Annotated in this window: 27 protein-coding genes and 1 pseudogene; 11 read left to right on the top strand and 17 right to left on the bottom strand. The window is 71.3% G+C overall.

Features of this window, described 5'->3' with window-relative positions; all coding sequences use genetic code 11:
- Nucleotides 1-94 precede the first annotated feature (94 nt).
- Nucleotides 95-967 carry a LysR family transcriptional regulator gene (locus tag BWR60_RS16030; RefSeq protein WP_088152026.1) on the bottom strand — a complete coding sequence of 291 codons (873 nt, stop codon included), beginning with the start codon at nt 965-967 and terminating at the stop codon, nt 95-97.
- 174 nt (nt 968-1141) lie between these two features.
- On the opposite strand from BWR60_RS16030, the gene bla reads away from it, so the two are divergent.
- The 4 genes from bla (at nt 1142) to BWR60_RS16010 (ending at nt 4180) form a co-directional block, all read left to right on the top strand.
- Complete coding sequence (bla, locus tag BWR60_RS16025; protein WP_088152025.1) at nt 1142-2023, top strand: class A beta-lactamase; 882 nt, start codon at nt 1142-1144, stop codon at nt 2021-2023.
- A 66-nt stretch (nt 2024-2089) separates the two neighbouring features.
- Nucleotides 2090-2878 carry an ABC transporter permease gene (locus tag BWR60_RS16020; protein ID WP_088152024.1) on the top strand — a complete coding sequence of 263 codons (789 nt, stop codon included), beginning with the start codon at nt 2090-2092 and terminating at the stop codon, nt 2876-2878.
- Nucleotides 2875-3744 (top strand): ABC transporter permease, encoded by an 870-nt coding sequence (locus BWR60_RS16015; RefSeq protein WP_088152023.1) that lies wholly within the window; start codon nt 2875-2877, stop codon nt 3742-3744. The genes BWR60_RS16020 and BWR60_RS16015 overlap by 4 nt, the downstream gene beginning before the upstream one ends.
- Before the next feature lie 241 nt (nt 3745-3985).
- Nucleotides 3986-4180, top strand: a complete 195-nt coding sequence (locus tag BWR60_RS16010) for a hypothetical protein (RefSeq protein WP_088152022.1) — start codon at nt 3986-3988, stop codon at nt 4178-4180.
- 264 nt (nt 4181-4444) lie between these two features.
- Here BWR60_RS16010 and BWR60_RS16005 read toward each other — a convergent pair whose 3' ends face one another.
- The 3 genes from BWR60_RS16005 to BWR60_RS15995 form a co-directional block, all read right to left on the bottom strand.
- On the bottom strand, nt 4445-5077 hold the full coding sequence (locus BWR60_RS16005; RefSeq protein ID WP_088152095.1) for an AAA family ATPase: 633 nt from the start codon (nt 5075-5077) through the stop codon (nt 4445-4447).
- A gap of 31 nt (nt 5078-5108) precedes the next feature.
- On the bottom strand, nt 5109-6704 hold the full coding sequence (locus BWR60_RS16000; protein ID WP_179221793.1) for a CYTH and CHAD domain-containing protein: 1596 nt from the start codon (nt 6702-6704) through the stop codon (nt 5109-5111).
- A gap of 75 nt (nt 6705-6779) precedes the next feature.
- Nucleotides 6780-7961 (bottom strand): penicillin-binding protein activator, encoded by a 1182-nt coding sequence (locus tag BWR60_RS15995; RefSeq protein ID WP_088152020.1) that lies wholly within the window; start codon nt 7959-7961, stop codon nt 6780-6782.
- A gap of 26 nt (nt 7962-7987) precedes the next feature.
- Between BWR60_RS15995 and rsmI the strand changes: the two genes are divergently transcribed.
- Genes rsmI through gshB form a run of 4 tightly spaced genes read left to right on the top strand, consistent with a single transcriptional unit; the run spans nt 7988 to nt 11106 of the window.
- Nucleotides 7988-8920 carry a 16S rRNA (cytidine(1402)-2'-O)-methyltransferase gene (gene rsmI, locus BWR60_RS15990; protein ID WP_144445636.1) on the top strand — a complete coding sequence of 311 codons (933 nt, stop codon included), beginning with the start codon at nt 7988-7990 and terminating at the stop codon, nt 8918-8920.
- Nucleotides 8910-9296, top strand: a complete 387-nt coding sequence (locus tag BWR60_RS15985) for a YraN family protein (RefSeq protein ID WP_088152019.1) — start codon at nt 8910-8912, stop codon at nt 9294-9296. The genes rsmI and BWR60_RS15985 overlap by 11 nt, the downstream gene beginning before the upstream one ends.
- Before the next feature lie 35 nt (nt 9297-9331).
- A complete protein-coding gene (locus BWR60_RS15980) occupies nt 9332-10150 on the top strand; it encodes a SirB1 family protein (protein ID WP_088152018.1) in 819 nt (272 codons plus the stop codon).
- Nucleotides 10151-10158: 8 nt separating this feature from the next.
- Entirely contained in the window at nt 10159-11106 is a 948-nt protein-coding gene (gshB, locus tag BWR60_RS15975; protein WP_088152017.1) for a glutathione synthase, read from the top strand.
- A gap of 184 nt (nt 11107-11290) precedes the next feature.
- Here the strand turns inward: gshB and BWR60_RS15970 are convergent, their stop codons facing one another.
- Both BWR60_RS15970 and BWR60_RS15965 read right to left on the bottom strand, forming a co-directional pair.
- Nucleotides 11291-12238: an amidoligase family protein gene (locus BWR60_RS15970; protein ID WP_218823527.1), complete on the bottom strand. Its 948-nt coding sequence runs from the start codon at nt 12236-12238 to the stop codon at nt 11291-11293.
- Nucleotides 12239-12335: 97 nt separating this feature from the next.
- Complete coding sequence (locus BWR60_RS15965; RefSeq protein ID WP_088152015.1) at nt 12336-12896, bottom strand: sugar O-acetyltransferase; 561 nt, start codon at nt 12894-12896, stop codon at nt 12336-12338.
- A 201-nt stretch (nt 12897-13097) separates the two neighbouring features.
- On the opposite strand from BWR60_RS15965, the gene BWR60_RS15960 reads away from it, so the two are divergent.
- Entirely contained in the window at nt 13098-14405 is a 1308-nt protein-coding gene (locus BWR60_RS15960; protein WP_088152014.1) for a PQQ-dependent sugar dehydrogenase, read from the top strand.
- Nucleotides 14402-15308: pseudogene (locus tag BWR60_RS38980) on the top strand (agmatinase). The gene BWR60_RS15960 and the pseudogene BWR60_RS38980 overlap by 4 nt, the downstream one beginning before the upstream one ends.
- Before the next feature lie 71 nt (nt 15309-15379).
- Here BWR60_RS38980 and hpnJ read toward each other — a convergent pair.
- The 11 genes from hpnJ to BWR60_RS15900 all read right to left on the bottom strand — a co-directional run bounded on the left by hpnJ (nt 15380) and on the right by BWR60_RS15900 (nt 25276).
- A complete protein-coding gene (gene hpnJ / locus BWR60_RS15950) occupies nt 15380-16807 on the bottom strand; it encodes a hopanoid biosynthesis associated radical SAM protein HpnJ (RefSeq protein ID WP_218823523.1) in 1428 nt (475 codons plus the stop codon).
- Nucleotides 16804-17952, bottom strand: a complete 1149-nt coding sequence (gene hpnI, locus BWR60_RS15945; RefSeq protein WP_088152012.1) for a bacteriohopanetetrol glucosamine biosynthesis glycosyltransferase HpnI — start codon at nt 17950-17952, stop codon at nt 16804-16806. The genes hpnJ and hpnI overlap by 4 nt, the downstream gene beginning before the upstream one ends.
- Before the next feature lie 214 nt (nt 17953-18166).
- On the bottom strand, nt 18167-18634 hold the full coding sequence (locus BWR60_RS15940) for a PRC-barrel domain-containing protein (protein ID WP_088152011.1): 468 nt from the start codon (nt 18632-18634) through the stop codon (nt 18167-18169).
- A gap of 318 nt (nt 18635-18952) precedes the next feature.
- Nucleotides 18953-19660, bottom strand: a complete 708-nt coding sequence (locus BWR60_RS15935; RefSeq protein ID WP_088152010.1) for a lysozyme inhibitor LprI family protein — start codon at nt 19658-19660, stop codon at nt 18953-18955.
- Complete coding sequence (locus BWR60_RS15930; protein WP_088152009.1) at nt 19657-20397, bottom strand: lysozyme inhibitor LprI family protein; 741 nt, start codon at nt 20395-20397, stop codon at nt 19657-19659. Before BWR60_RS15930 ends, BWR60_RS15935 begins: the two co-directional genes overlap by 4 nt.
- A 19-nt stretch (nt 20398-20416) precedes the next feature.
- A complete protein-coding gene (locus tag BWR60_RS15925) occupies nt 20417-21115 on the bottom strand; it encodes a class II aldolase/adducin family protein (protein WP_088152008.1) in 699 nt (232 codons plus the stop codon).
- 47 nt (nt 21116-21162) lie between these two features.
- Nucleotides 21163-22554 carry an FGGY-family carbohydrate kinase gene (locus tag BWR60_RS15920; protein WP_088152007.1) on the bottom strand — a complete coding sequence of 464 codons (1392 nt, stop codon included), beginning with the start codon at nt 22552-22554 and terminating at the stop codon, nt 21163-21165.
- A gap of 241 nt (nt 22555-22795) precedes the next feature.
- Nucleotides 22796-23842: a pseudaminic acid synthase gene (gene pseI, locus BWR60_RS15915; protein WP_088152006.1), complete on the bottom strand. Its 1047-nt coding sequence runs from the start codon at nt 23840-23842 to the stop codon at nt 22796-22798.
- A 70-nt stretch (nt 23843-23912) separates the two neighbouring features.
- Nucleotides 23913-24233 carry a DMT family transporter gene (locus BWR60_RS15910; protein WP_088152005.1) on the bottom strand — a complete coding sequence of 107 codons (321 nt, stop codon included), beginning with the start codon at nt 24231-24233 and terminating at the stop codon, nt 23913-23915.
- 154 nt (nt 24234-24387) lie between these two features.
- Nucleotides 24388-24708: a quaternary ammonium compound efflux SMR transporter SugE gene (sugE, locus tag BWR60_RS15905; RefSeq protein ID WP_088152004.1), complete on the bottom strand. Its 321-nt coding sequence runs from the start codon at nt 24706-24708 to the stop codon at nt 24388-24390.
- A gap of 25 nt (nt 24709-24733) precedes the next feature.
- A complete protein-coding gene (locus BWR60_RS15900) occupies nt 24734-25276 on the bottom strand; it encodes a TetR/AcrR family transcriptional regulator (protein ID WP_179221792.1) in 543 nt (180 codons plus the stop codon).
- An 80-nt stretch (nt 25277-25356) separates the two neighbouring features.
- Here BWR60_RS15900 and BWR60_RS15895 point away from each other — a divergent pair, with 80 nt between their 5' ends.
- Complete coding sequence (locus tag BWR60_RS15895; protein WP_088152002.1) at nt 25357-26016, top strand: hypothetical protein; 660 nt, start codon at nt 25357-25359, stop codon at nt 26014-26016.
- Nucleotides 26017-26258: the final 242 nt, after the last annotated feature.

Below are 26258 nucleotides of genomic sequence, written 5' to 3'. Positions count from 1 at the left end.
AGAACCGGAGCGCAGCGGACGTGAGGTCCGTGAGCACCGGAAGCGCAGAAAACCGCGTCAGATGGCCGCCAGAGTAGAGTTTCCAAACGGTCTCTCACGCCCCGCCGATCTCGGCCACAAGCCAGCGGCGGAAGGCCTGCATCGACGAGGTCTCGCTGCGCGATTTCAGGCGGGTCAGCCAGTAGGTGCCGGCCGGCACCTCGATGGCGAAGGGCTGCACCACCCGGCCGGCCGCGATCGGGTCGGCGAACATGGCGACCGGCACCAGCGCCACCCCAGCCCCCTGCGCCGCCGCCTCCACCAGCGTCAGCGACGAATCGAACATCCAGCCGCGCAGCTTCGGCGCCGCGATGCCGGCGGCGCGGAACCACAGGCTCCACTCGTCGATCCGGTAGGACCGCAGCAGCTGCTCATGCACCAGATCGGCCGGGCGGCGCAGGCGCTCGCGCAAGGCCGGGGCGCAGACCGGGGACAGCGGCGCGCCCAGCAGCGGCTGCGCCTCGGTGCCATGCCAGGCGCCGTCGCCGAAGCGGATGAACCAGTCCAGCCCGTCGGCCAGCATGTCGGCGCGGTTGTTGTTGGTCTTGACCCGCAGGTCGACCGACGGGTGCAGCCGCCGGAAGCCGTGCAGCCGCCGCAGCAGCCAGCCGGTGGCGAAGGTGGCGACCACGCCGACGGTCAGGATCTCCTGGAAATTGCCTTCCTCCAGTTGGCTCAGCGTGGCGCTCATGCGGCGGAAGGCATCGGTCAGCACCGGCACCAGGGCGATGCCCTCGTCGGTCAGGGCCAGGCCGCGCGGCAGGCGCTCGAACAGGGTGACGCCCAGCGTATCCTCCAGCCCCTTCACCTGGTGGCTGATGGCGGTCTGGGTCACCCGCAGCTCCAGCCCCGCGCGGGTGAAGCTGCCCAGCCGGGCTGACGCCTCGAAGGCCCGCAGGGCGTTCAGCGGCATCTGCGAGATATCCATCCGGGCGCCCCTCCATGGCCAACATTATCTCATGTCTATGCCAAGCATTCCTCGTTTGGCCAGGGGCATCGCTTCCGCCTATTCAGGGGGCAGCGGCGACCGGCGACCCCGGCGCCGGCCCGGACCGGACGGCGATGATGGCCTGTCCGGCAGCCCCGAATGATGGAGACTCGATTGACGATCCTGGTATCGCGCCGGCTGGCGCTGGCCGGCTCCCTGCTCGTCCCCGCGCTGGCCGCGCTGCCGGCGGCCGCCCAATCCGGCGGTGACGCGGCGGCCCGGCTGGCCGAGCTGGAGCGCGCCCATGGCGGTCGCCTGGGCGTGGCGGCGCTGAACCTGGCCACCGGCGCCCGCATCGGCCACCGCGCCGATGAGCGCTTCCTCCTGTGCAGCACCTTCAAGGCGCTGGCGGCCGCCTTCGTCCTGGCCCGTGTCGACCGCAAGCAGGAGCGGCTGGACCGGCGGATCGTGATCGCGCGCAAGGACCTGGTCGGCAAATCGGTGCTGGAGCCGCGGGTCGGCGGCGCCGGGGTGACGGTGGCCGAGCTGTGCGACGCCGCCGTGACCGACAGCGACAACACCGCCGGCAACTTGCTGCTGGCCAGCTTCGGCGGCCCGGCCGGCCTCACCGGCTTCCTGCGCTCGCTCGGCGACGAGGTCTCGCGGCTGGACCGGACCGAGCCGACGCTGAATGCCTATGCCGCGCCGGGCGACCCGCGCGACACCACCACGCCGGCGGCGGTGCTGGAGACGCTGCGCAAGCTGGTCTTCGGCGATGCGCTGTCCGCGGCCTCGCGGCACCGGCTGGCGGCCTGGCTGATCACCAACAAGACCGGCGACACCCGGCTGCGCGCCGGCTTCCCGGCCGGCTGGCTGGTCGGCGACAAGACCGGCACCGGCGGCAACCCGGAGGGCAGCACCAACGACATCGCCGTCGCCTGGCCCACGGATCGCGGCCCGGTCCTGGTCGCCGCCTATTGCGAGCTGCCGTCGCTGAGCTTCGCGCAGCGCAACCCGGTGGTCGCCGAGATCGGCCGGATCGTGGCGGGGGTGTGAGCCGGGTGGCGTGACGGGCGCGGCGGGGCGGGCTATGGTCGCGGGCCCGCCGCCACCAGAACGCCCATGCCCCAGCCCCGCCCGATCGGCCGCATCAACTGGATCGGCCTGTGGACCCTGACCGCGAAGGAGGTCCACCGCTTCCTCAAGGTCGCGACCCAGACCATCGCCGCGCCGGTGGTCACCACCCTCCTGTTCTATGCCATCTTCGCCCTGGCCCTCGGCGGGGCAGGGCGGCAGGCCGCGGGGGTGCCGTTCCTGCAGTTCCTGGCGCCGGGGCTGATCATGATGGCGATGGCCCAGAATGCCTTCGCCAACACCTCCTCCTCGCTGATGATCGCCAAGATCCAGGGCAACATCGTCGACGTGCTGATGCCGCCTTTGGCGCCGGCCGAGCTGGCGGTGGGCTACATCGCCGGCGGCGTCATCCGCGGCCTGCTGGTCGGGGCGGTGACCTGGGGCGCGATCCGGATCTTCGTGCCGGTCGACCCGGTCCATCCCGGCTTCGTGCTGTTCCACGGCTTCGCCGCCTCGATGATGCTGGCGCTCTTGGGCGCCATCGGCGGCATCTGGTCGGAGAAGTTCGACCACATCGCCGCCGTCACCAACTTCGTGGTCACGCCGCTGGCCTTCCTGTCCGGCACCTTCTACTCGCTCGACCGGTTGCCGCCAGCCTGGCATTTCATCGCCCATCTCAACCCGTTCTTCTACATGATCGACGGGTTCCGCTACGGCTTCATCGGCGTCAGCGACGGCACGCTGGCGATCGGCGTTGCCGTGCTGCTCGGCGTCAACGCGGCGCTGCTGGGGCTGCTGCTGCGCATGCTCGCCACCGGCTACAAGCTGAAGGCGTGACGACGAAGATCCCGGCGGGGGCTGCGAGCCCGGCGGGGGCGGCCCGCCCGGCCGGCGCGGCGCGCCCGGTCCGGCGCTACGGCGCGGTGCACTGGCTGGGCCTGGCCACGCTGTTCCGGCGCGAGTTCCGGGCCTATCTCAAGGACTGGCCGGAGACGGTCGTGGCCCCGACCTTCTCCACCCTGCTCTATGTCGCGGTCTTCGCCATCGCGGCCGGCCCGACGGGTGATGTGGGGGGCGCCGCGGCCTGGGCCGGCCCCGGCGGGCTGCTGCCGTTCCTGGCGCCCGGGCTGGTGGTCTATGTCGTGCTGCTGCGTGCGGCGGAGACCACGGTCTACAGCCTGACCTTCCTCAAGGTCGAGCGGCTGGTCGGCGACATCCTGATGCCGCCGCTGGCGGCGTGGGAGGTGGCGGCCGCCTACGCCCTGGCCGGCACCGCCTCCGGCCTGGTCACTGGCCTGCCCTGCCTGGTGGCGCTGCTGCTGGCCGCCGGCACCGGCATCGCCGACCCGCTGCTGCTGGCCCTGGTGCTGGCGCTCGGCGCCTTCCTCTTGGCCGCCGCCGGCACGCTGGTGGGGCTGTGGGCGCAGAAATGGGACCAGGCCGCCGCCTTCTTCGGCTTCCTGCTGATCCCGGTCACCTTCCTGTCCGGCGTCTTCGCCCCGGTGGCGCTGCTGCCGGGGCCGCTGGCGGCGGCGGTGGCCCTGAACCCGGTCTATTACGCGATCGACGCCGCCCGCATCGCCTTCGGCGGTGCGGGAACCGAATCCATCGGCCGCAGCCTGGCCGTCCTGGCCGGCAGCGGCGCCGCGCTCTGGGCCTGCTCAGCCCTGCTGATTGCAAGAGGCTGGCGCCTGAAGCCTTAGGCAAACCTTAAGTCGGACATGGTCTTGTCCTGATCTTGGCTTCATCATTTCGGACATTGTCCTATACGCCTGGAAGACAGGGCTTTACTCAAAATTTCCACGATTTCGACAGTGTGTTGACCGGATTTCACCCGAAGAATCGGCTGGACAGGGAACATTTTGTGCAGTGCAATGTTGATAGCTTCACCCGCCGGATTGTTAGCCGCGTCAGGCACCGATATTGCGCAATGGGAGAGGTTCCGTGGGCCAGTCCATTCCTTCGATCAGCGACATCGTCATCAGCGCCTATGAGGCACGCCGCGCCGCCGGCGCTGATGAATGGACGGCGTGCGACGCCGCGCTCGAGGCGTTCCGCAAGCGCCATCCGGAAGCGTCATCCGACCTGGCCAACACCTTCATCGCCGACGTCCTGCGCGACCACACCGCGCGGCATTGAGCCCACGCGTCTTATAGCGGCGGTATCAGAGAGCGATCAGTTGAGTTGGGCCGGCGCGCCCTGCTGAAGAACAACTGGATGCCAAGCATCTTCGCGTAGCCTCTCCCGCCGGACGCGGGAGAGGCCGGGCGCCCGTAGGGCGACCGGGTGAGGGCTGGCCAAGGCCTCGACGAACTCCCCTCACCCGGAGCCGCTTCGCGTCTCCGGCCTCTCCCGCAAGCGGGAGAGGCTACGCGGTTCTCACCGTGTAACCCCCGGCTCCAGTCAGGCGGCACCCGCCTCCTCGATGTGGCGCAGCAGCGGCGCCCAGTCTTCCCGCAGATCCTCGGCACGGCGGCCGCGCAGGTCGAACACGCTGAGGCCTTCCGCCGCAGCCTCGGTATAGGCCGCACTGTCGCGGATCCGCGACACCACCGTGTGTCCCAGCCCGCCCAGGAAGCTGTCCAGCTGGGCCGCCGCCCGCGTCCGCACCCGCATCCGGTTGCCGACCACCGCCACCGCGGCGCGGCTCTTGCGGATCGGCTTCAGCTCCTCCAGCCGGTTCAGGAAGCGGCGGGTCGCCCCCTCGTCGAAGGCCGAGGGCAGCACCGGCAGGACGATGACGTCCGCCATCTTCACCAGCGCCTCGACATCCTTCATCTTCAGCGCCGCCGGCGCGTCGATCACCAGGCGCTCGGCGTCCCTGGGCACGACGAAGTCCGACTTCGCCCAGTCCGCCCCGGCCAGGGCGGGCGCCCCGTCCGGCCGCCGCTTCGCCCAGTCCAGGCTGGAATGCTGCCGGTCGACATCGGCCAGGACAGTGAAATGCCCCTGCCCGGCGAAGGCCGAGGCCAGGGTCGTCGCGATCGTGGTCTTGCCGCAGCCGCCCTTGGTGTTCGCGACGAGCACGGAAATCATGCCGTTCTCCATCTCCAGGCCCGGTGGCCTCTCACTCCTTGGTCCAGAACGGCTTGACGGCGCGGAACGCGTCCCACTGCGCCAGCAGCTCCGGTTCGGTCGATTCGGCGCCGCGGGCGTGCCAGCCCAGCACCATGCCGGCGGCGCGGTGCAGCGCCGGGTCGGCGGTGTCGTTGGTCAGCCGCAGCAGCAGCCCCTCGGCCGTGGCGACGTCGTTGAGATGGCCGAACGCGTCCTGCAGCTTCGACAGCTGGGTGGCGAAGGGCTTGGCCCGCTTCTCCGCGAACAGCGGCCGGAAGAAGTCCATGGCGTAGCGCAGCCGCTTCAGCGCGATCCGCACCTCATGCCGCTGATGCGGGTCCAGCCGGGCCAGGTGCCGGCCGCGGGTCACCACCTTGCGGTGCGCCTGGGCCACCAGCCGTCCGGCCAGCCCGTCGATCGGCTCGACCAGCGCGGTCAGCGTCTGGGTCGAGGCGTGGTCGCGCCAGCCCCGCCGCTCCAGCCACTCGCCCAGCGTCAGGTGCAGCCGGGCGCAGCGCGGATCGGCCAGGACCTGGCGCACCGCGACATAGCCGGCCTCGCGCTGGCGCTGCGCCGCGGCGCGCAGGGCGCCGATGCCGGGATCGTCCGGCCGCAGCGTGTCCAGCGGCTCGACCGTGGAGCCGAGGAAGACGTCCCAGTCGCGCGCGGGCCCCAGCGCGCTGGCCAGCCATTTCGCCTCGTCGCGCAGCCAGTCGAGCGTGGGCGAGGGCACGGTCTTGCGGAACAGGGTCAGGGCCGAGCGCAGCCGGCGCAGCGCCACCCGCATCTGGTGCACGCCGCCGGGGTTGCCGCCATCCTCCGCCGCCGCCTCATTGGCGGTCCAGTGGCGCAGGCAGCGCGCCAGCACGGTGGCGATCGCCTCGTCCACCGTCATGCCGGAAACCAGCGGCGTCTTCGGGTCGTACATCACCCCGGGCGGGCGGCGCGCCACCAGGCGATAGCCGCGCTCCGCCTTGGTCACCTCGCTGACCCTGAGCGGGATCTCGTCCAGGAAGGACAGCGCCAGCCGGTACAGGGCGGCGGCGCGGCCCTCCTTCAGCTCCAGCTCGATCTCCGCCACCGGGTCGCTGGCGTCGCGGGTCTCGATCGTGCCGGTGTCGAAGGCGCATTCGACCACCGCGTCCGGCAGCGACAGGATCCGGGTCTCGCGCTGGATGCGTGAGGTGAACAGATGGGTCAGCGCGTCGACCGGCACGCCGTCCAGCAGGGCCTTCGCCTCCGGGTCGTCGAAGGCGTCCGGCGCCGGCACCATCGCCGGCAGCGCCACCTCCCACTCGCCGCGGGCGAGGCCGTCGCCGCGGCGCTCGGTCTTCAGGCTCTGGACGAAGCGCTGGCCGATGCGGCGCACGCGCAGGGTCACGCCGCGGCGCTGCAGCGCGCAATCCGGCGTGTCGTAGTAGAAGGAGGTCAGCGACCGGGTGGTGCCCGGCCCGGCCGCGATCCGCGTCAGAAGCTCGGCGCCGCGCAGCCGGTCCAGGTCGCCCGGCGCCACGCGCAGCTTCAGCTCGATCTCGACGGGGGCCTCGGGGGGCAGCCCGCCCCCGCCCGGCTGTTCGTTCGGCCGGCTTGGCTGAACGGTCGACATCGGCATCTCCCGGCGAAACAACGTCACAATAGCGTCATTGGCGCCTGTTTACCCAGAGGAGGTGTCGTACCTATCCTAAAACGCGGCGCCCGAGAAGCTGTCCGGTGCCGCCTCCAGCACGGTCGGGCCGCCCGGCTGCGCCTCCAGCACCGCCAGGCCGCGCTGCACCAGTCCGTTCGGGCCGAATCGGAAGATGCCGTCGATGCCGACGAAGCCGTTGGGATCCTCCAGCGCCGTGGTGGTGAAGGGGTTGCCCCCGCCCGCCGGCTGGTTCGCCAGCGCCGCGGTCAGCGCCACCGCGTCATAGGCGAGCGTCGCCAGCCGCGGCGGCGGGGCGCCGAACTGCTGGGCGTAGCGGCTCTCGAAATCGGCGCGGCGCGACGGGTCGGGCGCGGCGTACCAGGCGCCGGCCAGGTAGGACTGGCGGTTGACCGACGGGTCGTCCCACTGGCCCGTGCCCATCAGCTTGGCGGTGACGCCGGAATAGCCCAGCATCGGCGCCACCACGCTCAGCCGGTTGCCGACATCGGCCACCAGCACGGCGTCCACCGGGGTGGATTGCAGCTTCTGCTGCAGCGGGGTCGGGTCGCTCAGCTTGCTGTTGTACAGCTCGACCACCGGCACCTCGGCGCCGTACTTGGCCGCCGCCTCGGCCATCGCCCGGCTCATCAGCTGGCCGTACTGCGTGTCCGGCGCCAGGAAGGCGTAGCGGCGCATGCCGTGGTTGACGCCGTAGCCGACGATCCGGTCGATCGCCTGCTGCTGCAGCACGCTCAGCAGGAACACGTTGCCGCCCGCCTGGGCGGTGTCGGTGCTGAAGGACACGACGTTGATCCCGGCCGCGCGGGCCTGCTGCGCCACCGGCGAGACCGCCTTGCTGAACAGCGGCCCCAGGATGATGTCGGCGCCCTGGGCGATCACCGCCTGCGCGGCCTGGCCGGCGGCGCTGGCGCTCTCGCCGCTGTCGCGCGGCAGCAGCACGACCTGGGTGCCGGTGTCGAACACGGCCATCTGCGCCGCGCGCTGCATCGCCTCGCCCAGCGCGGCATTGCTGCCGGACAGCGGCAGCAGCAGCCCGACCCGCAGCACCCCGTCATTCGGGCGGCTCGGCGCGGTCGGCTGCTGCGTCGGCGCTTGCGCGATCGGGGTCGGCCTCTGTACGGTCTGGAACTGAGCACAGGCAGCGAGTGCCGCGGCCATCGCGGCGGCCCCCGCCAGCCGGACGAGGCGGCGCAGCTTCTCGCGGCCACCACCCATCGACCCCTCTGCGACTGTCGCAAGTCTTGTCACGGACGCCCCCTCACTCTCGACAATCGACCGGCGCCGGGCAGCGGCGGCCCTCTGCCGTCGACCCTACCGGTGCTGCATCGCCGAGTAAACCGGCACCCGGCCTGTACCTGACCGCGGTCCCCATCGGCAATGCCGGCGACATAACGCTCCGGGCGCTCGATTTGCTCCGCGGCGCCGATGCGATCGCCTGCGAGGACACGCGCACCACCCGCAAGCTGCTGTCGCTCTACGGCATCGGCACCAAGCTGATTCCCTATCACGAGCACAACGCCGCCGAGATGCGGCCGCAGATCCTGCGCCGGGTGGCCGAGGGCCAGGCCATCGCGCTGGTCTCCGACGCCGGCATGCCGATGATCTCCGATCCCGGCTTCAAGCTGGCGCGGGCGGCGCGGGACGAGGGGCTGCCGGTCACCTGCCTGCCCGGCGCCTCGGCGCCGCTGACCGGCCTCTTGCTGTCCGGCCTGCCGTCGGATCGGTTCCTGTTCGCGGGATTCCCGCCGCCGAAATCCGCCGCCCGCCGCACCTTCCTCCAGGAGCTGGCGCCGATCGCCGCCACGCTGATCCTGTTCGAGGCGCCGCACCGGCTGCCGGAATGCCTGAGCGACCTGGCCGCGGTGCTGGGCGACCGCGAGGCGGCGGTGACGCGCGAGCTGACCAAGCTGTTCGAGGAGGTGCGGCGCGGCCCGCTGCCGGAGCTGGCGGCGCATTACGCCGAGGCCGGGCCGCCCAAGGGCGAGATCGTCATCGTCATCGGCCCGCCCGGCGCGGCGGCGCGGCCGAGCGAGGAGGACCTCGCCGGGCAGTTGCGCCGCGCGCTCGCGACCATGAGCCTGCGCGACGCGGTCGAGGCCGTGGCGGCGGCGACCGGGGAGCCGAAGCGCGAGGTCTACCGCCTGGCGCTCGACCTCGCCGCCGATGAGGACTAGCCCGACCCGCGACGAGTCCCGCCGCCGGGCCGAGGCCTTCGGCCACCGGGCCGAGCGCGCGGCGGCGTGGCTGCTGCGGGCAAAGGGCTGGCGCATCCTGGCGCGGCGGCTGAAGACGCCGCTCGGCGAGATCGACATCGTGGCATTGCGCGGCCGCGTCGTGGCCTTCGTCGAGGTCAAGGCGCGGCCCGACCTGGCCGCCGGGGTGCTGGCGCTGCAGCCGCGCCAGCGCGAGCGCCTGCGGCGGGCCGCGACCCTGTTCCTGGCGCAGCAGCCGCGCTACGCCCGGGACCACGACCTGCGCTTCGATCTGGTGGTGGTGCGGCCCTGGCGCTGGCCTGTCCATATTGCCGATGCGTGGCAGGTCGATCGGTAGTGGAATCCCGGCGAGTATCGGGCTAAGTCAGGATCATGGACCCGACGATCCAGTCGATACTCGACCGCGCCGGCGCTCAGCCGGACGACGCCATCGATCTCGCCGAGGCGGCGCTGGCGCTGGCGGCGCTCGACCGGCCGCGCGGCGTCGGGTTCGACTGGTATCGCCGCCATCTCGACCAGCTGACCGGCGACGTCACCCGCGAGGCCGAGCGGGTGACCCCGGCCGAGGCGCTGACCGCCGTGCTGGCGCGGCGCTGGGGCTATGCCGGCGACGTCGACAGCTATGACGACCTGCAGAACGCCAACCTGATGCGGGTGATCGACCGGCGGAAGGGCCTGCCGGTGACGCTCGGCATCCTCTATCTGCACGTCGCCCGGGCCCAGGGCTGGACCATGGTCGGGCTGAACTTTCCGAGCCATTTCCTGGTCCGGCTCGACGCCGGCGGCGCCCGCACCATCCTCGACCCGTTCCATGCCGGGATGAATCGCGGCCCGGGCGAGCTGCGCGACCTCTTGAAGGCCGTGCTCGACGCCGGGGCCGAGCTGATGCCCGACCATTACGAGCCGGTGTCGGACCGCGACATCCTGCTGCGGCTGCAGAACAACCTGAAGGTTCGCCACATCCGCGCCGGCGATTTCGGCAAGGCGCTGTCGGTGATCGAGGCGATGCGCCGCTTCGCCCCCCTGCACGCGCCGCTGCTGCGCGAGGCCGGCATCCTCTACGCCCGGCTCGGCAACATGCGCGCCGCGATCGACGCGCTCGACCGCTATGTCTCCGCCCCCGGGGAGCCGGAGACCCAGCGCCACGAGGCGGCGATCCTGCTCCAGTCCTTCCGCACCAGCCTCAACTGAGGGCAATCATGGGCCTTGCCGTCGCCATCCAGATGGATCCGATCGAGACGATCGACATCGGCGGGGATTCGACCTTCGCCATGGCGCTGGAGGCGCAGGCGCGCGGCCATCGCCTGTGGCACTACCTGCCGCGGGCGCTGACCCTGCGCGACGGCACGCTGACCGCCAGGGCCCGGCCGCTGACGGTACAGGCGGTGCGCGGCGCCCATTTCAGCTTCGGCGAGTGGGAGACGGTCGATCTCGGCGCCGTCGACGTCATCCTGATGCGCCAGGACCCGCCCTTCGACATGGGCTACATCACCGCGACACATCTCTTGGAGCATGTCTCCGGCCGCGTCCTGGTGGTGAACGACCCGAAGGAGGTGCGCAACGCGCCGGAGAAGCTGCTTGTCACGCATTATCCGGAGCTGATGCCGCCGACCCTGATCACCTCCGACCGCGACGAGATCCGCGCCTTCCGGCAGGAACATGGCGACATCATCGTCAAGCCGCTCTACGGCAATGGCGGCGCCGGCGTGTTCCGCATCCGGCCGGATGACGAGAACCTGGTGTCGCTGCTCGAGGTCTATGAGCGGATGTACCGCGAGCCGATCATGATCCAGCGCTACCTGCCGGAGATCCGCAAGGGCGACAAGCGCATCATCCTGGTCGAGGGCGAGCCGGTGGGCGCGGTCAGCCGCATGCCGGCGGAGGGCGAATCGCGCGCCAACCTGCATGTCGGCGGCCGGGCCCAGAAGACCACGCTGACCGAGCGCGAGCGCGAGATCTGCGCCCGCATCGGCCCGGACCTGCGGGCCACCGGCCAGATCTTCGTCGGCATCGACGTGATCGGCGACTACCTGACCGAGATCAACGTCACCTCGCCGACCGGCATCCACGAGATCAACCGCCTGGACGGGGTGAAGATCGAGGCCACGCTGTGGGACGCGATCGAGGCGCGACGGGCGGGAATGTAGGGCTGCCGGTTCCGGCACGGCGGGCGTCGACTGCTGAGTGCGTAGCCTCTCCCGCTTGCAAGACCTTTCGGAATTCTCAACATCGTCATTGCGAGCGCAGCGAAGCAATCCAGGGCCAGCGCGAACCGGCCCCTGGATTGCTTCGTCGGCTTCGCCTCCTCGCAATGACGGCGAGGGGAGGGCGTTAGGATAAGGCCTCGCCTGCGGGGGACAGGCGATCAGGCCCCTGCCACGCCCGGGCCGCCGCGGCCAGCCGCTCCCCGTCGGCCGCCAGCCGCTCCACCGCCACCCAGCGGTTCCAGTCGGGCGCGACGCTCCAGCCAGGGTCGCCGGGATGGGCCTGGGGCAGGCGGTAGTGGAAGACCGGGCGGGGCGCGATCTTCTCATAGGGCAGCCGGGCCCGCACCCGCTCCGGGTCCAGGCTCAGCAGCAGCGGCAGCAGGTCCAGGCCGCGGTCGCGGGTCGGGTTGGCGGCCAGGTAGTCGTCGATCAGCCCGGCCTGGTCGGGCCGGTAGCCCGGCGCCGCGATCCGGCGCAGGAAGGCCGGCGGATAGGGCGGCGGCAGGTGCCGCTCCAGGCGTCGTTGCCCCCGCGCGACCTCCCGCCGCAGCCGCGCCTCCATCAGCCCGAAGGCCAGCATCACCGCGGTGATGCGGGGCAGGTCCGCGGCCGGCGCGTCGATGTTGAAATGCAGGCCCAGCGAGCCGAACAGGGTGGCGCCGCGCCCCTTGGCCCCGGCGGCGCGCAGCAGGTCCAGCAGGCGGTCGACCTCGGCCAGCCGGCCGACCGGGAGCGGCGGCACGATCAGCTCGCGCGGCACCGCGCCGGACAGCAGCCAGCCCAGCCCGGCGGCGGCCTTCGGTCCGATGCGCACCGGCAGGGTCATGCCGTGCCGTTGCGGGTGGGCGTAGCGCAGGTCCAGCTCCACCGCCAGGTCGCCCAGCGCGCTGCGCCGGACGGCGAAGGCATGCGCATCCTCCGCCACCACCTCGCCCCCGGCGCCGGCCGCCAGGGCCCGCGCCGCGCGGCGGGCGGAGGGGCCCGTGAACTCGACCTCGACTCCGACCAGGCGTGGCGGCACGGGCGACAGGGCGGGGAGGGGATGGAAGGAGAGGGACTCGGTGGGCGGCACAGGCCGTCGGGACCCCATGGGTGAGAGGCAGCAGCTTGCGGTTCATATGGGGGGCGGCCGGCCGGAATGAAGGCGACGGGGATGCCCGGGCATCCCCTCAGCCATCGGCAATCGAGCGGATGACCCGCGCCGGGTTGCCGCCGACCAGGCTGCCCGGCGGCACGTCCCGGGTGACGACCGACCCCGCCGCGACCACGGAATCCTCGCCGACCGTGACGCCGCCGATGACGATCGCGCCGGCGGCGATCCAGACATTCCTCCCGATCACGATCGGCTTCGCGGTGACCGCGTCGCGCCGCTGCGACGGCGCCAGGGGATGGCCGGAGGTGATCAGGCTCACATTCGGCCCGATCATCACATCGTCGGCGATATCGATCCCGCCGAGGTCGTAGAAGGTGCAGTTCTGGTTCACGAAGACATTGCGGCCGACGGTGATGTCGGGCCCGCCGGTGGTGTAGAAGGGCGGGATCAGCCGGAAGCCGTCATCCACCGGCCTGCCGGTCAGCTCGCTGAACAGGGCCCGGACCTCGTCCGCATCGTCGAAAGTCAGGCGGTTGAGGGCGGCGGTGAGCGCCATCGCCCGCCTGACGCCGGCCAGCATGGCCGCCGATTCCGGCGTCCGCCTCGGGATGATCCTGGTGCGATCGTCATCCGCCATTCTGTCCTCCGGGCGCGTCGAACGAGCCTGCGGAGCATGACGCCGGCGCGTCGACACCGGACGTCTTCCACCCCACACTTGTCCGGCTTATCCTCGATTCCGCCATTTCCGCAACCGGCCCGCACCGCATGCCGACACCTTGACGTTGGTGCGACCTCCGGGCGCTTCGTGTCGCTCATGTCCAAGCCTGTGGGGAACGCAATGAGCTTGTCCGGCATCTTCGCCCGGGTGGTCGCGCTGGTCGGCGCCGGGGCGGTCTTTGTGCGGCACCGGAACGACGGCCCGCAGGCGCCCGCCTTCGGCAGCGCGCCGGCGATCCCGGCGGCGAAGCCGCAGGGCAGCATCCCGACCCTGAAGATGCCGACCGCGAAGGGATGGGCCGCGGGGCAGACGCCTGTCGCCGCACCAGGGCTGCGGGTCAACGCCTTCGCGCCCGGCCTGAAGCATCCGCGCTGGATCCACGTGCTGCCGAATCGTGACGTGCTGGTGGCCGAGGCGCTGAGCGTGCCGGGGGGCATCCGCTCCGTCTTCGACTACGCCATGGTCAGCACGATGAAGCGGGCCGCCGCGGTGGGGGACAGCCCGAACCGCATCACCCTGCTGCGCGATGCCGATGGCGACGGCGTCGCCGAGACCCGCGAGGTGTTCCTCGGCGGGCTGAACCAGCCCTTCGGCATGGCGCAGCTCGGCGACACGCTCTATGTCGGCAACACCGACGGCGTGGTGGCCTTTCCCTATGCGCGCGGAGACACCCGCATCACCGCGCCGGGGCAGACGCTGGCAAGGTTCAAGCCCGGCGGGCACTGGACGCGCAGCCTGCTGGCCAGCCCCGACGGGCGGAAGCTCTATGTCGGCGTCGGCTCGCTCAGCAATATCGGCGACGAGGGGATGGCGGCGGAGGAGGGCCGGGCGGCCATCCATGAGCTGGACCTCGACAGCGGCAAGGTCCGCATCTTCGCCTCCGGCCTGCGCAACCCGGTCGGCACGGCGTGGGAGCCGACGACGGGCGCCCTCTGGACCGTGGTGAACGAGCGCGACGGGCTGGGCGACGAGACGCCGCCCGACTATCTGACCTCGGTGCGCGACGGCGGCTTCTACGGCTGGCCCTATTGCTACTGGAACCGGATCGTCGACGACCGGGTGCCGCAGGACCCGGCGCTGGTCGCCTCGGCCCTCACCCCGGACTTCGCGCTGGGCGGGCACACCGCGTCGCTGGGCCTGTGCTGGGTTCCGGCCGGCACGCTGCCCGGCTTCCCCGACGGCATGGCGATCGGCCAGCACGGATCCTGGAACCGCAGCAAGCTCAGCGGCTACAAGCTCGTCTTCGTGCCGTTCGCGGACGGGCGCCCCGCCGGGCCGGTGCGCGACATCCTGACTGGCTTCCTGTCGCCCGACGAGCGCGTCTCCTACGGCCGGCCGGTCGGGGTGACGGTCGGCCCGGACGGCAAGTCGCTGCTGATGGCGGACGATGTCGGCGACGTGATCTGGCGGGTCACCGGGGCGCCATGACCGCCGCGCCCGGCTTCCTGGGTTTCCCCGCCCGCCTCGCCGGCGACCGCGGCCCCGGGATCGTGATCTTCGGGGCCGGGCATGGCACCACCTATCCCGGCGCGGACAGCAGCGGCCACGCCCTGGCGCCCGACGCCATCCGCGCCGCCAGCCAGGACGATGCCGACCTTGTCGCGCATTGGGACTTCGATCTCGGCGGCCCGCTGTTCGACGGCGGGCCGGCCTGCTGCATCGATATCGGCACCATCCCGACCGCGATGCGCGACAACGCCGGGAACCGGGCCCGGATCGAGGAGCAGACGCGCCAGGTGCTGGCGTCGGGCGCCGTGCCGATGCTGCTGGGCGGCGACGATTCGGTCGTCATCCCCTTCCTGGCGGGCTTTGCCGGCCACGGGCCGGTCTGGATCCTGCAGATCGACGCCCATATCGACTGGCGCGACGAGCGGCATGGCGAACGGCTATTCCAGCCCGATGCGCCGCGCCAGCGAGATGGCGTATGTCGCCGGGATGGTGCAGGTCGGCCTGCGCGCGGTCGGCAGCGCGCGGGCGGAGGAGATCGAGGCGGCTCGGCGTTACGGCAGCCGCTTCGTGACCGCCCGCGAGGTCCACGCCCATGGCGCCGACGCGGCGCTGCGGCACATTCCGGAGGGGGCGCAGGTCGTCGTCACCCTGGATTGCGACGGCCTCGACCCCGGCATCATGCCCGGCGTGGCGGCCCCGACGCCGGGCGGCCTCAGCTACACCCAGGCGATCGACCTGATCGCCGGCCTCGGCCGGCGGGCGCGGATCGCCGGCTTCGACCTGGTCGAGCTCTATCCGCCCGCGGATGTCGGCGGCCTGTCGGCCCTCACGGCGGCGCGCCTGCTGGTCAACGCGATCGGCGCCGTCGTCCGGCAGGGCTGAGCCCCCTCAAGACAAAGGCCCCGGACGCGTGTCCGGGGCCTCTGCGCCATCGATGCCGGTATCCGCCGGGCTCAGGCGGCCTTGCGCTCCTTGAGGAAGCGGAAGAACTCCACGCCCTCGCGCAGGCGGCGCTTCATCATCTCCGGGCTGCGCACCATCTCGCCGACGATCGAGGCGATCTTCGGGGCGCGGAAGTAGAAGCGCCGGTAGAAATCCTCCACCGAGTGGAAGATCTCGCCATGGCTCAGATGCGGGTAGTGCAGCGGCGCGATCTGCACGCCCTTCTCGTCCACCAGCTCGGCATGGTCCGCGTCCAGCCAGCCATTCTCCACCGCCTGATTGTACAGGAAGGTGCCCGGATAGGGGGCGGCCAGCGACACCTGGATGGTGTGCGGGTTGATCCGGGTGGCGAAGCGGATGGTCTCCTGGATCGTCTCCTTGGTCTCGCCCGGCAGGCCGAGGATGAAGGTGCCGTGGATCTGGATCCCGAGCTCGTGGCAGTCCTTGGTGAACTTCTCCGCGACCTCGATCCGCATGCCCTTCTTGATGTTGAACAGGATCTGCTGGTTGCCGGATTCATAGCCGACCAGCAGCAGGCGCAGGCCGTTGTCGCGCATCACCTTCAGGGTCTCGCGCGGCACGTTGGCCTTGGCGTTGCACGACCAGGTGACGCCGAGCTTGCCGAGCTCGCGGGCGATCGCCTCGGCCCGCGGCGCGTCGTCGGTGAAGGTGTCGTCGTCGAAGAAGAACTCGCGGATCTGCGGCATCGTCTGCTTCGCCCAGCGGATCTCGTCGATCACATGGCCGACGCTGCGGGTGCGGTAGCGGTGCCCGCCCACGGTCTGCGGCCACAGGCAGAAGGTGCAGCGCGACTTGCAGCCGCGGCCGGTGTAGATCGACAGATACGGGTGCTTCAGATAGCCGATGAAATAGTCCTCGATCACCAGGTCGCGGTGGTAGACCGGGCTGACGAAGGGCAACGCATCCATGTTCTCGAGCGTCGCGCGCTCCGGGTTGTGGACCACCACCCCCTCGGAATTGCGGTATGTCAGCCCGTCGATCTTCGCCAGGTCGCGGCCGTCGGCGACCTCCTTGATGGTGAAGTCGAACTCGTTGCGGGCGACGAAGTCGATCAGCGGCGACCCTTCCATGCTGCCATTCGGGTCGACCGCGACCTTGGCGCCGACCAGCCCGGCCTTCAGGTTCGGGTTCACCGCCTTCAGCGCCTCGATCATCTTGACGTCGGAGGCGAAGGACGGGGTCGAGGTGTGCAGGACGGCGAGGTCGAAATCCTTGGCCTGCGCGGCGACCGCGGCCGGGCTGGTGCGCGACGGCGGGCCGTCGATCAGCTTCGAGCCCTCGACCAGCGCCGCCGGCTGGGCCAGCCAGGTCGGGTACCAGAAGGACTTGATCTCGCGCTTGGCCTGGTAGCGAGACCCGGCACCGCCGTCGAAGCCGTCGAAGGACGGCGCCTGCAGGAACAACGTCTTCATCGTCATGGGGAGGGTGGCCTCCGATCCGTCACCAAGGTGCCGTCTGGTACGAGTTGATACAAATGGCCCCGCCAGTTCACGCCGGAGCCGAGATAGCTCACGACGAAAACCGCGAAGGCCAGCAGGTCGCGCGCCGGAATCAGCCAGTAGGGCCGCGGCGGCAGAGAGTAGGCGCGTTCGAAGCGGATGCACAGCCCGATCCGCAGGGCCAGCGCCAGCCCGGCCAGCGCCAGGGCCGGCAGGCCCCCGCCCAGGGCCCAGGCGATCAGCGCCACCGGAAAGGGATGGGTGATCAGCGACCCGGCATAGCCGAGCGGATCGATGCTCTTGATGGTGCGGGCCCAGCGCATCTCATGGGCCCACATCGAGCCGGCCGAGGCCTCGCTGCACAGATGGCCGATCAGCTGGGTCGACACCGCGACCTTGCGGCCGGCGGCCCAGACCGCGGCGCCGATGGCGTAATCCTCGGCCAGCAGGTCGGCGAAGGCGGTCAGGCCGCCGATCTCCGCCAGCATGTCGCGGCCCATGACGATGGTGGTGCCGATGCAGGGCCGCGCCAGGCGCAGGCCGAGGCCGACGATCACGCTGGGCGTGAAATGCGTGTCCATGCCCAGGCCGATCAGCCGCGACCATACGCCGCCGGTCGGCACGCCGTGATAGAGGCAGGTGACGCAGCCGACGCCCGGCGCCTGCAGCTCCGCCACCATCTGCCGCAGATGGTCGGCCGGCACCCGCACGTCGCTGTCGGAGAAGACCACCACGTCGTGGCGGATCCGCTCCGCCATGTTGATCAGGTTCGAGACCTTGCGGTTGCTGCCGTGCCGGCGGGCATCGACCACCAGCTCCAGCACCGCCTGCGGGAAGGCGGCGCGCACCTGCTCGACCACCGCGATCGCCGGATCGCGCGGGTCGGCCACGCCCAGCAGGATCTGCACCGGGCCGGGATAGTCCTGGCGGCAGAAGGAGGCGAGGTTCTCGAACAGCCCGGGCTCGACGCCATGCAGCGGCTTGATCACGGTGATCGACGGAAAGCTGCCGGGCTCCGGCGGGCGCCGCCTCGCATGGCGACCGGTCAGCAGGATGGCGGCGGCCAGGTACAGGCACCCGAGCGCCGCCAGGATCAGGACCGGGATCAGCAGGACGTCCAGCATCGTTCGTGCCCGCGCGCTTCACGCCGGGCCCGGACCACGGGTCCGGCATCGGCGAGGATGATGCGCAAGCTAGAGCGGCAGCCTCCCTTTAGGGAATGCCTAATTTTTGACGGCTGTCATCTGGGGCTTCGGACGACTCTTCCTGAGTCCCCCCTCCCCTTGCGGGAGGGGGGACTGGAAAAGACTCACTTCAGCGATGTGTGAATTGGACGGGTCAGTTCCCGGTGGCGACCTTGTAGTCCGGCAGCGCGCCGAGATCGCCCCGGTAGACGAAGGCGGGGCGGCGCTTGACCAGCACCGGCTCCAGCTGGCCGTACTCGGCCGCGACCAGCCGGCCGCCGACGCCCAGCGTGCCGCCGATGCGGATGATCGCCAGCAGCACCTGGCCGTTCGGGGCGATCACGAAATCGGCGATCTCGCCGATCGGGCGCTGTGCCGAATCGAGTACGTCGGACCGGATCAGCCGGGTCGCCAGCGAGCCGTGGGTCGGGTCCTCCGGGTTGGCGATGGCCTCGTCGATCGCCTTGGCGGTGTCCTCATAGCCCTGCTGCACCTGCCGGCCGGCCTGGTCGAGGGCCTTGCCGGCCTGGCCCAGCAGATCCTGCATGTCCTGGGCTGAAGCCGGGCCGGCCAGCAGCAGCACGGCGGCGGTGACGGCCTGGGGCAGGCGGATGGAACGCATGTTTTTCCTCCAGTCTCACGGTCGCGGATGCGGAACCGAGATAAGGGTCTGAAGCCGGACAATGTTCCTTAATTGCGGCGGGAAGTAGAGCTTTTGATGCGGTCCCGCTGCGGTTGTGAGTTTAGACGGCGAGCGTCCTCGCGCCGCCTCGCCCGCCTGGCGGGACCTTTTCACAACGGCCATCCCCTCGCCGTCATTGCGAGGAGGCGAAGCCGACGAAGCAATCCAGGGGCCGGTGCGCACCGGCTCCTGGATTGCTTCGCTGCGCTCGCAATGGCGGGAAAGGGGCCGTGGGCCGATCTCAAGAGGCCACCGCCGTCACTCCGGCGCGTAGCTGCCGTCCAGCTGGTCGATCCGCTGCATCGCCCGGTCGGCCTGGCAGCGGCTGCGCGCGGCCTCGCCCAGCAGCGCGGCGGCCGCGGCGCAGTCGCTCTCGGCGAAGCGGGACCAGGCCTGCTGCGCCGCCAGGAAGGCGTCGCGCCAGCGGCCGGTATCGGCGACCCCGTCCGGCGGGCTGCCCGCCAGCCCGGCGGCGAAGGCCTCGAGCCTGCCGGCATAGAGGCGGTGCAGGGTGGCGAACGGGTCCTGCGGGTCCAGCGCGCCGCCATCGCCCTCGGCCAGCGCCAGCTCGGTCTCCGGGTCGTGATTGGTGAAGCCGTTATACTCGATCCGCAGGCTGGCCCGGCGCTCGCCGGTCGCCGTCGACGGCCAGCTCAGCAGCAGGAAGCCGTCGGAACCGCGGGTCTCCAGGATGCGGGTGGCGACGCGCGGCACCGGGGCGCCGTTCTCGACCACGGTCACGGCGTAGCAGCCGCTCGACGCCTCGCCGGCCCCGGGCTGGGTGCTGTCGCACCGACCCTCGGGCCGCAGCACGTCGATGCCGCTCTCGTCGATCAGGCGCAGCAGCACATCGGTCTGGCCGGGCGCCAGCCGCGCCGACAGCACCTCCAGCGACAGCACCTGCTCCGCCCGCGCCGGCAGGACGGGGAGGAGGAGCGCCGCCAGCAAGACCGCGATCCTTCTCATGGCGTCGCCCCGGCCAGGCCGCGCTGGAACTCCGCCAGCTGGTCGATCCGGTCGATGGTGCGCAGCGTCCGGCACCAGTCCTCCGCCGCCGGAGTCGCCTCGAGGGGCGCCTTGCAATCGGCGTCCTTCAGCGCGATCCAGTCCCGCTCGGCCTGGACCAGCAGCTCGCGCGCCTCGCCCGCCGCGACCTTGGCGGTCAGCGCGTCATAGACCTCGTTCAGCCGCCGGTCCTGGAAGGCGTAGAGCGGCGCCCAGGGGTTGTCCGGGTCGTCGAAGCCCGGCGCCTTGGCCAGGTCGATCGCCGTCTCCGGGGCGCGGTTGCGGACGACGTCGTCCCAGAGCTTGAAGGAGAGGTCGAGCCGCAGCGCACGGGCCGATTTCGGATCGGCCGGGCTGCGGTAGCTCAGCAACAGATAGGCGGTGCTGCCGTGGTTGAGCATCAGGTCATAGGAGACGCGGCCGATCGGCTTGCCGTTCTCGGTGGCTGCGATCCTGTAGCAACCGGTCTCCTGCGGGTCGTCGGTGCGGGCATAGCCGGTGCCGTCGCAGCGGTCGGCATCGGCCGGCAGGGCGCTGGAGTCCAGGCCGTTGCCGGTGACCATCAGCACCAGCACGACATCGGCCTTCGGACCGGTCCGGGCGGCGATCACCTGCACGTCGAACGACGGCGCCTCGGCCGCCCGGGCGAATGCGGGGATCAGCGCGGCCAGGCAGGCCGCGGCGGCAAGCGCTCTCATGACGATCGAGAACGGTTCCTCAGGCCGCGCTGCGCGGGCGCGGCGTGTCGCTCACGCCGTCGATGTCCGGCGCCTGGCCGTAGCTCATCCGCCGCATCTGCTCGATCACCTGCGCCATCTGGGATTCGGTCAGCCGCGGCGGCTCGCCGATCGCCAAGGCGTGGACATACATCTTGGCCAGAACCTCGACCTCGACCGCGCGCCACATCGCCTGGGCGAAGCTCTCGGCCAGCACGATCAGCCCGTGATGGCCCAAGAGGCAGGCGGTGCGGCCCTCCAGCGCCTTCAGCGCATGGTCCGACAGCTCCTGCGTGCCGAAGCAGGCATAGGGCGAGCAGCGGATGTCGGTGCCGCCGGCCACCGCCACCATGTAGTGGAAGCAGGGGATGCCCTTCTCATGCACCGCCAGCGTGGTCGAGAACACCGAATGGGTGTGCAGCACGACGTTGACGTCGGTGCGGTTCTTCAGGATGTCGCGGTGGAAGCGCCATTCGGAGGAGGGCAGGCGGCGCCCGTCATAGCTGGCGTCGAAGGACATCTCGACGATGTCCTCGGGCTGCATCTGGGCATAGGGCAGGCTGGTCGGGGTGATCAGCATGCCGCCCTCGATCCGGTGCGACACGTTGCCGGAGGTGCCCTGGTTCAGCCCGCTGGCGTTCATCTCGCGGCAGGTGTCGATGATGCCTTGCCGCAGGGCGAGATGGGTGAGGGCGGACATGGGGCTTCCTCGGTCGGGCTGGTTGATGGGCGGCGGATAGGTCTGATCTATACCGCCGGGACGGCCGGCGCGCCAGCGAGGCGCTGCCAGCGCCCGGCATAGGCGGCGAGGCCGGGCAGGGCCAGCGGCGCGGCCGGCTGCAGCGGCACCCGGGCGGCGGCACGGCCCCGGTTGCGGGCCCAGAGCAGCGCCGCGCCGATGGCGCTGCCGTCGGATTCCGTGGAGGTCTCGACCCGGTCGCCCGGCCGCAGCGCCGCCAGCAGCGGCGCGAAGAGCGGGTTGGCCGCGATGCCGCCATCGACGATCACCCGGCCGCGCGCCTGCAGCAGGTCCAGCGCCGCGGCGCAGCCCAGCGCGGTGTAGAGGGTCGCCAGCGCGGCGCGGCCGGCGGGGCCTGTGGGCGGCGGCCCGATGATCTCGCCGCGGCCGGCCCGGCCGGGGAACAGCCCGTCGCCCTCGGCGAAGCCGGGCAGCGCCATGGTGCCGGCAGCGACCAGGGCGGCCAGGTCGGCGGGCGTGGCTGCGGCCGGATCCGGGCCGGCGATCCGATCCCACTCCCGCCCGCCCATATGCAGGGTGCAGCCGATCGGCCGGCCGTCGACATCGACATTGGCGACCATGCCGCGCCGCGGATCCAGCCGGTCCAGCGTCAGGCCGGGGCGGAAGCCGATGATCCAGGTGCCGGTGGACAGCAGCGGCACGTCGCCGAGGCCGGCGGCCAGGAAGCGGTGGTAGTTGGCGTTGCTGTCATGCACGCCGCACAGCAGGGCGAGGTCCGGCGGCAGGCCGTGCGCGGCGGCCAGGCCGGGCCGGATCGTGCCCAGCACGTCCCAGGCGTTGCGGCGCGGCGGGATCAGCCGGTCCCAGAGGCGGTGCCGGACGATGCCGGTGAAGTCGCCCGCCGCCGGGTTCCACAGATGGGTCTGGGCGGCCAGGGTGGTGATCTCGCTGGCCGGCACGCCGCCGAGGCGCCAGGCGAAGTATTGCGGCAGGGTCAGCAGCCAGCGGGCGCGGGCGAAGCCGTCGGGGAAGTCGCGCTCCAGCCACAGCATCTGCTTGGCCAGGCGATGCGCGCCGGGGTCGACCAGGCAGCCGGTCTCGGCGAAGCCCGGCCCCTCGGCGGCATAGGCCTCGTCCAGCCAGCCGGGCGCTTCGGCCTCGTAATCCATCATCGGCAGTGCCGGGCCGGCCTCGTCGACCAGCACGCCGCTGGTGCCGTAGCCGGTGGCGACGAAGGCGGCCAGGCGATGGCGCCGGGCCAGCTCGCCCAGCGCGCCGAGCAGCCAGGCCTCGATCGCGGCCAGGTCGACATGCAGGTAGGGCGGGCCGGGCCGCGACAGGTTGCGGGTTCGCACCGCCTCCAGCACCGCGCCCTCCGGCGTCACCGCCAGAAGCTTCAGATTGGTCTTGCCGACATCGAGCACCGCGACGACGGACATGCGCTTCCCTGCCCTGTTTGTGGCTCTTCCCTTTCGGGATGCCGCGGCAGTGTTGCCCAAGGCGGACAGGATGGATAGGTCCGACTTAGGACGTCCGGGACCGACCGCGCCTCACCCTGTTGTCATGCCCGGGCTTGACCCGGGCATCCAGGAAATGCCGATGCCGCGCTGAGTGGCCCCTGGATTGCCGGGTCAAGCCCGGCAATGACAGGAGGGGTAAGGGCCGGGCCCTAGGCGGGTATCATTCCACCATCGCCCAGGCGAAGGGCTCGCCGCGGGACAGGTCGCGGGCGGCGCGGCGGCCCAGCACCTCGGGCAGGTGCTTCGGCGCCAGGCCGTAGCCCGGGCGGATCGACCGGACATTGGCCTCGGTCAGAGTCTCGCCGGCCTTGACGTCCGCGGTGACGTAGAGCGAGCGGCGATAGACGATGTTGCCGGCCTCCGACCCCTTCAGGTCGTAGCGGATGCGACCCAGCGCCGCCCAGGCGCCCTTGCAGTCCTCGACCAGCCGGGTGAACTCCGCCGGCTCCAGCGAGAAGGCGGAATCAGGGCCGCCATCGGCGCGGGCCAGGGTGAAGTGCTTCTCGATCACCGACCCGCCCAGCGCCACCGCGGCGACCGAGGCGGTGGTGCCCATGGTGTGGTCGGACAGGCCGCTGATCACGCCGAAGGTCTCGGCCAGGTTGGGGATGGTGCGCAGATTGGCGTCCTCCATCGGCGCCGGATAGGCGCTGATGCAGTGCAGCACCACCAGCCCGTCGGCGCCGCCCTTGCGCGCCGTGTCGATCACCTCCTGGATCTCGCCGAGATTGGCCAGGCCGGTGGAGATGATCATCGGCTTCTTCTTGCTGGCGATGTACTCGACCAGTGGCAGGTCGACGACCTCGAAGGACGCGACCTTGTAGGCCGGGGCGCCCAGCCCCTCCAGCAGGTCGACCGCGGTCTTGTCGAAGGGGCTGGAGAAGACGGTGATGCCGAGCTCGCGCCCCTTGGCGAACAGCGCCTCGTGCCAGTCCCAGGGGGTCGACGCCTCCTGGTACAGATCGTACAGGCGCTGGCCGTCCCACAGCCCGCCCTTGATCCGGAACTGGTCGCCGTCATGGTCCAGGGTGATGGTGTCGGCGGTGTAGGTCTGCAGCTTGACCGCATCGGCGCCGGTGGCCTTGGCCGCCTCCATCATCCTGAGCGCGCGGGCCAGATCGCCATTGTGGTTGCCCGACAGCTCGCAGATCACATAGGGCGGGTGGTCGGGGCCGATCCTGCGGCCGGCGATGGAAATGTCCTGCATGCGGGCAACCCTGATATGGCGCGGCTGAAACGGCGCCAGTTGAGCCCAGCCGACGCCGGATTGCCAGCCCTCAGTGAGCGCCGCCGAGGTTCATGCCGACCACCCCGGCGATCACCAGGGCGGCCGAGGCCAGCTTCAGCGTGGTCATCGCCTCCTGGAACCACAGCACGCCGATGGTCACGGTCAGGACGGTGCCGATTCCGGCCCAGATCGCATAGGCCAGGCTGAGGTCCATGCGTTTCAGAGTCAGCGTCAGGCAGCCGAAGGCCGCGGCGTAGAACACGAAGATCAGCACCGAGGGCAGCGGGTTGCGGAAGCCGTCGGACAGCTTCATGCAGACGGTGCCGGCGACCTCGAAGGCGATGGCGCCGAACAGCAGGATCCAGGTCATGGCGCGGACTCGCTCAGACGGGGTTTAAGGGCTCCCCCTTCCGTCATGGCGAGGCGCGCAGCGCCGTGGCCATCCAGGGGCCAATGCGAACCGGCCCCTGGATGGCCACGCCCCTTCGGGGCTCGCCATGACGGTAAGGAGGGACGGGGGCAGCTCAGTGCGGCGTCACCAGCTTCAGCCCGACGATGCCAGCCACGATCAGGCCGATGCAGGCCAGCCGGGCGAAATTGGCCGGGTCGCCGAACAGCCAGATGCCGAGGATCGCGGTGCCGACCGCGCCGACGCCGGTCCAGACCGCATAGGCGGTGCCGATCGGCAGGTCCTTCAGCGCCAGGCCCAGCAGCAGCAGGCTGACGATCATCGCCGCCGCGGTCGCCACGCTCGGCCACAGGCGCGAGAAGCCCTCGGTGTATTTCAGGCCGACCGCCCAGCCGATCTCGAACAGCCCGGCGATGATCAGGATCACCCAAGCCATGACAGCAACTCCTCAGGATTGAAGGTCAGGCGCCGTGCGTCATTTCGGCCAGGCGCCGCAGCACCGCCGCCCGGTCTTCCGGGGCGACGGCGCGGATGCCGAACACCTCGTTCAGCCACAGCCCGTCCGCCGCCAGCCGGACGATGGCGGCCAGCACCGGGTCGATCCCGTCCGCCTTCTGCCGGTCGACCCAGCCGGCATATTGCGCGGCATAGGGCGCCAGCAGCGAAGCGTCGTAGCCCAGGGCGGCGATCAGCGCCGCCTCCCGCATCGCGTCCCGGTCGTCCGGCGTGCCGGGCGGCGGGAAGGCGGCGCCGAGATAGGCTCGGGTCAGCGCGCCCGGCTGCGCATCCGCGGCGGTCAGCCGGTCCATCCGCTCCTGCATGCAGGCGCCGATCCGGGCGATCATGGCGCGGATCAGCGCCTCCTTGCTCTCGAAGTGGTAGATCAGCCCGCCCTTGCTCAGGCCGGCGGCCTCGGCCACTGCGTCCAGCGTCAGGGCCGGGACGCCGCGCTCCAGCACCACCTGCTCGGCGGCGGTCAGGATCCGGGTCTTGGTGTCGGGCATGCTCATAAGGGTTACTATACCGACTGGTCGGTATAGTCGCAAGCCGATGGCAGGGCATGGCCGCCATGCCATGATGCCGCATGGCCCATCGCAACCGCGTCACGCCCTTCGGCGAGATCGTCGCCGACCCTGCCCGCGGCACGATGCTGGGCAATCGCGGCGTCATCCACGACCCGGCGGGGCGGATCCGCCGGCCCTGGTCGACCACGCGCTGGATCTGCTGCCGGCTGTCCTTCAAGGGCCGCTGGCGGCCGGTGATGCAGCCGAACCGCTGGACCCATCTGTTCTTCCTGGACGAGGCGGTGGCGATCGCCGCCGGCCACCGCCCCTGCGCCGAATGCCGGCGCGAGGCCTACAATGCCTGGCGCGCCGCCTGGATGACGGCGCAGGGCCTGGAGGTGGCCCCGCGGGCCGAGGCAATGGACGCCGTGCTGCACCCCGCCCGCATCGACGCCGCCACCCGCCGCCAGCGCGTGGTGCCGCACCCGGCGGCGGGTCTGCCGGACGGGGCGATGGTGGCGCTGCCCGACGATCCCGGCGGCGCCTGGCTGGTGCTGGGCGGCGGCCTGCGCCGCTGGTCGCCGTCAGGCTATGGCGAGGGCCGGACGCTACCCTTAGGCAAGGTCGGCCTGCTGACGCCGCTGCCCAGCCTCGCCGTCCTCGCCGCCGGCTACCGGCCCGAGCTGCATCCGTCGGCCCACTCTATTCAAGTCCCCCCTCCCCTTGCGGGAGGGGGGTAGGGGGAGGGGCTGCGCGCGTCTGCGCGCGAATGGTTGGGAACGCACTCGCGGTCGAGACCGGTCCGCAGGCTTTCGCGATCAGATCGGGCTGGGGAAACCCCCTCCCCCTTGTGTGTTGAAGATCTGCGAGGATGGTGGAGATGCGGTGCCGGGCAATGCCCGGCACCGCATCGCGGTCGTGAGCCCGTATCCCCCTTGGTTTGCAGCCCGTGGGGTAGCTTGGCGCCGCGGCCGCATCTTCC

The sequence above is a fragment of the Inquilinus limosus genome, from assembly GCF_002195995.1.
In the GTDB taxonomy this organism is placed as follows: Bacteria; Pseudomonadota; Alphaproteobacteria; order DSM-16000; family Inquilinaceae; genus Inquilinus; species Inquilinus limosus_C.
Note: the sequence above shows the minus strand (reverse complement) of the source record. Positions and strands in the feature narration are given on the sequence as shown.

What these genes read in the sequence shown, in the direction of transcription:
- BWR60_RS16030 (WP_088152026.1), bottom strand. Translation starts at nt 967, where the DNA reads ATGGATATCTCGCAGATGCCGCTGAACGCCCTGCGGGCCTTCGAGGCG.
- BWR60_RS16020 (WP_088152024.1), top strand. Translation starts at nt 2,090, where the DNA reads ATGCCCCAGCCCCGCCCGATCGGCCGCATCAACTGGATCGGCCTGTGG.
- BWR60_RS16005 (WP_088152095.1), bottom strand. Translation starts at nt 5,077, where the DNA reads ATGATTTCCGTGCTCGTCGCGAACACCAAGGGCGGCTGCGGCAAGACC.
- BWR60_RS16000 (WP_179221793.1), bottom strand. Translation starts at nt 6,704, where the DNA reads ATGTCGACCGTTCAGCCAAGCCGGCCGAACGAACAGCCGGGCGGGGGC.
- BWR60_RS15995 (WP_088152020.1), bottom strand. Translation starts at nt 7,961, where the DNA reads ATGGGTGGTGGCCGCGAGAAGCTGCGCCGCCTCGTCCGGCTGGCGGGG.
- BWR60_RS15985 (WP_088152019.1), top strand. Translation starts at nt 8,910, where the DNA reads ATGAGGACTAGCCCGACCCGCGACGAGTCCCGCCGCCGGGCCGAGGCC.
- BWR60_RS15980 (WP_088152018.1), top strand. Translation starts at nt 9,332, where the DNA reads ATGGACCCGACGATCCAGTCGATACTCGACCGCGCCGGCGCTCAGCCG.
- gshB (WP_088152017.1), top strand. Translation starts at nt 10,159, where the DNA reads ATGGGCCTTGCCGTCGCCATCCAGATGGATCCGATCGAGACGATCGAC.
- BWR60_RS15965 (WP_088152015.1), bottom strand. Translation starts at nt 12,896, where the DNA reads ATGGCGGATGACGATCGCACCAGGATCATCCCGAGGCGGACGCCGGAA.
- BWR60_RS15960 (WP_088152014.1), top strand. Translation starts at nt 13,098, where the DNA reads ATGAGCTTGTCCGGCATCTTCGCCCGGGTGGTCGCGCTGGTCGGCGCC.
- hpnJ (WP_218823523.1), bottom strand. Translation starts at nt 16,807, where the DNA reads ATGACGATGAAGACGTTGTTCCTGCAGGCGCCGTCCTTCGACGGCTTC.
- hpnI (WP_088152012.1), bottom strand. Translation starts at nt 17,952, where the DNA reads ATGCTGGACGTCCTGCTGATCCCGGTCCTGATCCTGGCGGCGCTCGGG.
- BWR60_RS15940 (WP_088152011.1), bottom strand. Translation starts at nt 18,634, where the DNA reads ATGCGTTCCATCCGCCTGCCCCAGGCCGTCACCGCCGCCGTGCTGCTG.
- BWR60_RS15935 (WP_088152010.1), bottom strand. Translation starts at nt 19,660, where the DNA reads ATGAGAAGGATCGCGGTCTTGCTGGCGGCGCTCCTCCTCCCCGTCCTG.
- BWR60_RS15930 (WP_088152009.1), bottom strand. Translation starts at nt 20,397, where the DNA reads ATGAGAGCGCTTGCCGCCGCGGCCTGCCTGGCCGCGCTGATCCCCGCA.
- BWR60_RS15925 (WP_088152008.1), bottom strand. Translation starts at nt 21,115, where the DNA reads ATGTCCGCCCTCACCCATCTCGCCCTGCGGCAAGGCATCATCGACACC.
- BWR60_RS15920 (WP_088152007.1), bottom strand. Translation starts at nt 22,554, where the DNA reads ATGTCCGTCGTCGCGGTGCTCGATGTCGGCAAGACCAATCTGAAGCTT.
- pseI (WP_088152006.1), bottom strand. Translation starts at nt 23,842, where the DNA reads ATGCAGGACATTTCCATCGCCGGCCGCAGGATCGGCCCCGACCACCCG.
- BWR60_RS15910 (WP_088152005.1), bottom strand. Translation starts at nt 24,233, where the DNA reads ATGACCTGGATCCTGCTGTTCGGCGCCATCGCCTTCGAGGTCGCCGGC.
- sugE (WP_088152004.1), bottom strand. Translation starts at nt 24,708, where the DNA reads ATGGCTTGGGTGATCCTGATCATCGCCGGGCTGTTCGAGATCGGCTGG.
- BWR60_RS15900 (WP_179221792.1), bottom strand. Translation starts at nt 25,276, where the DNA reads ATGCCCGACACCAAGACCCGGATCCTGACCGCCGCCGAGCAGGTGGTG.
- BWR60_RS15895 (WP_088152002.1), top strand. Translation starts at nt 25,357, where the DNA reads ATGGCCCATCGCAACCGCGTCACGCCCTTCGGCGAGATCGTCGCCGAC.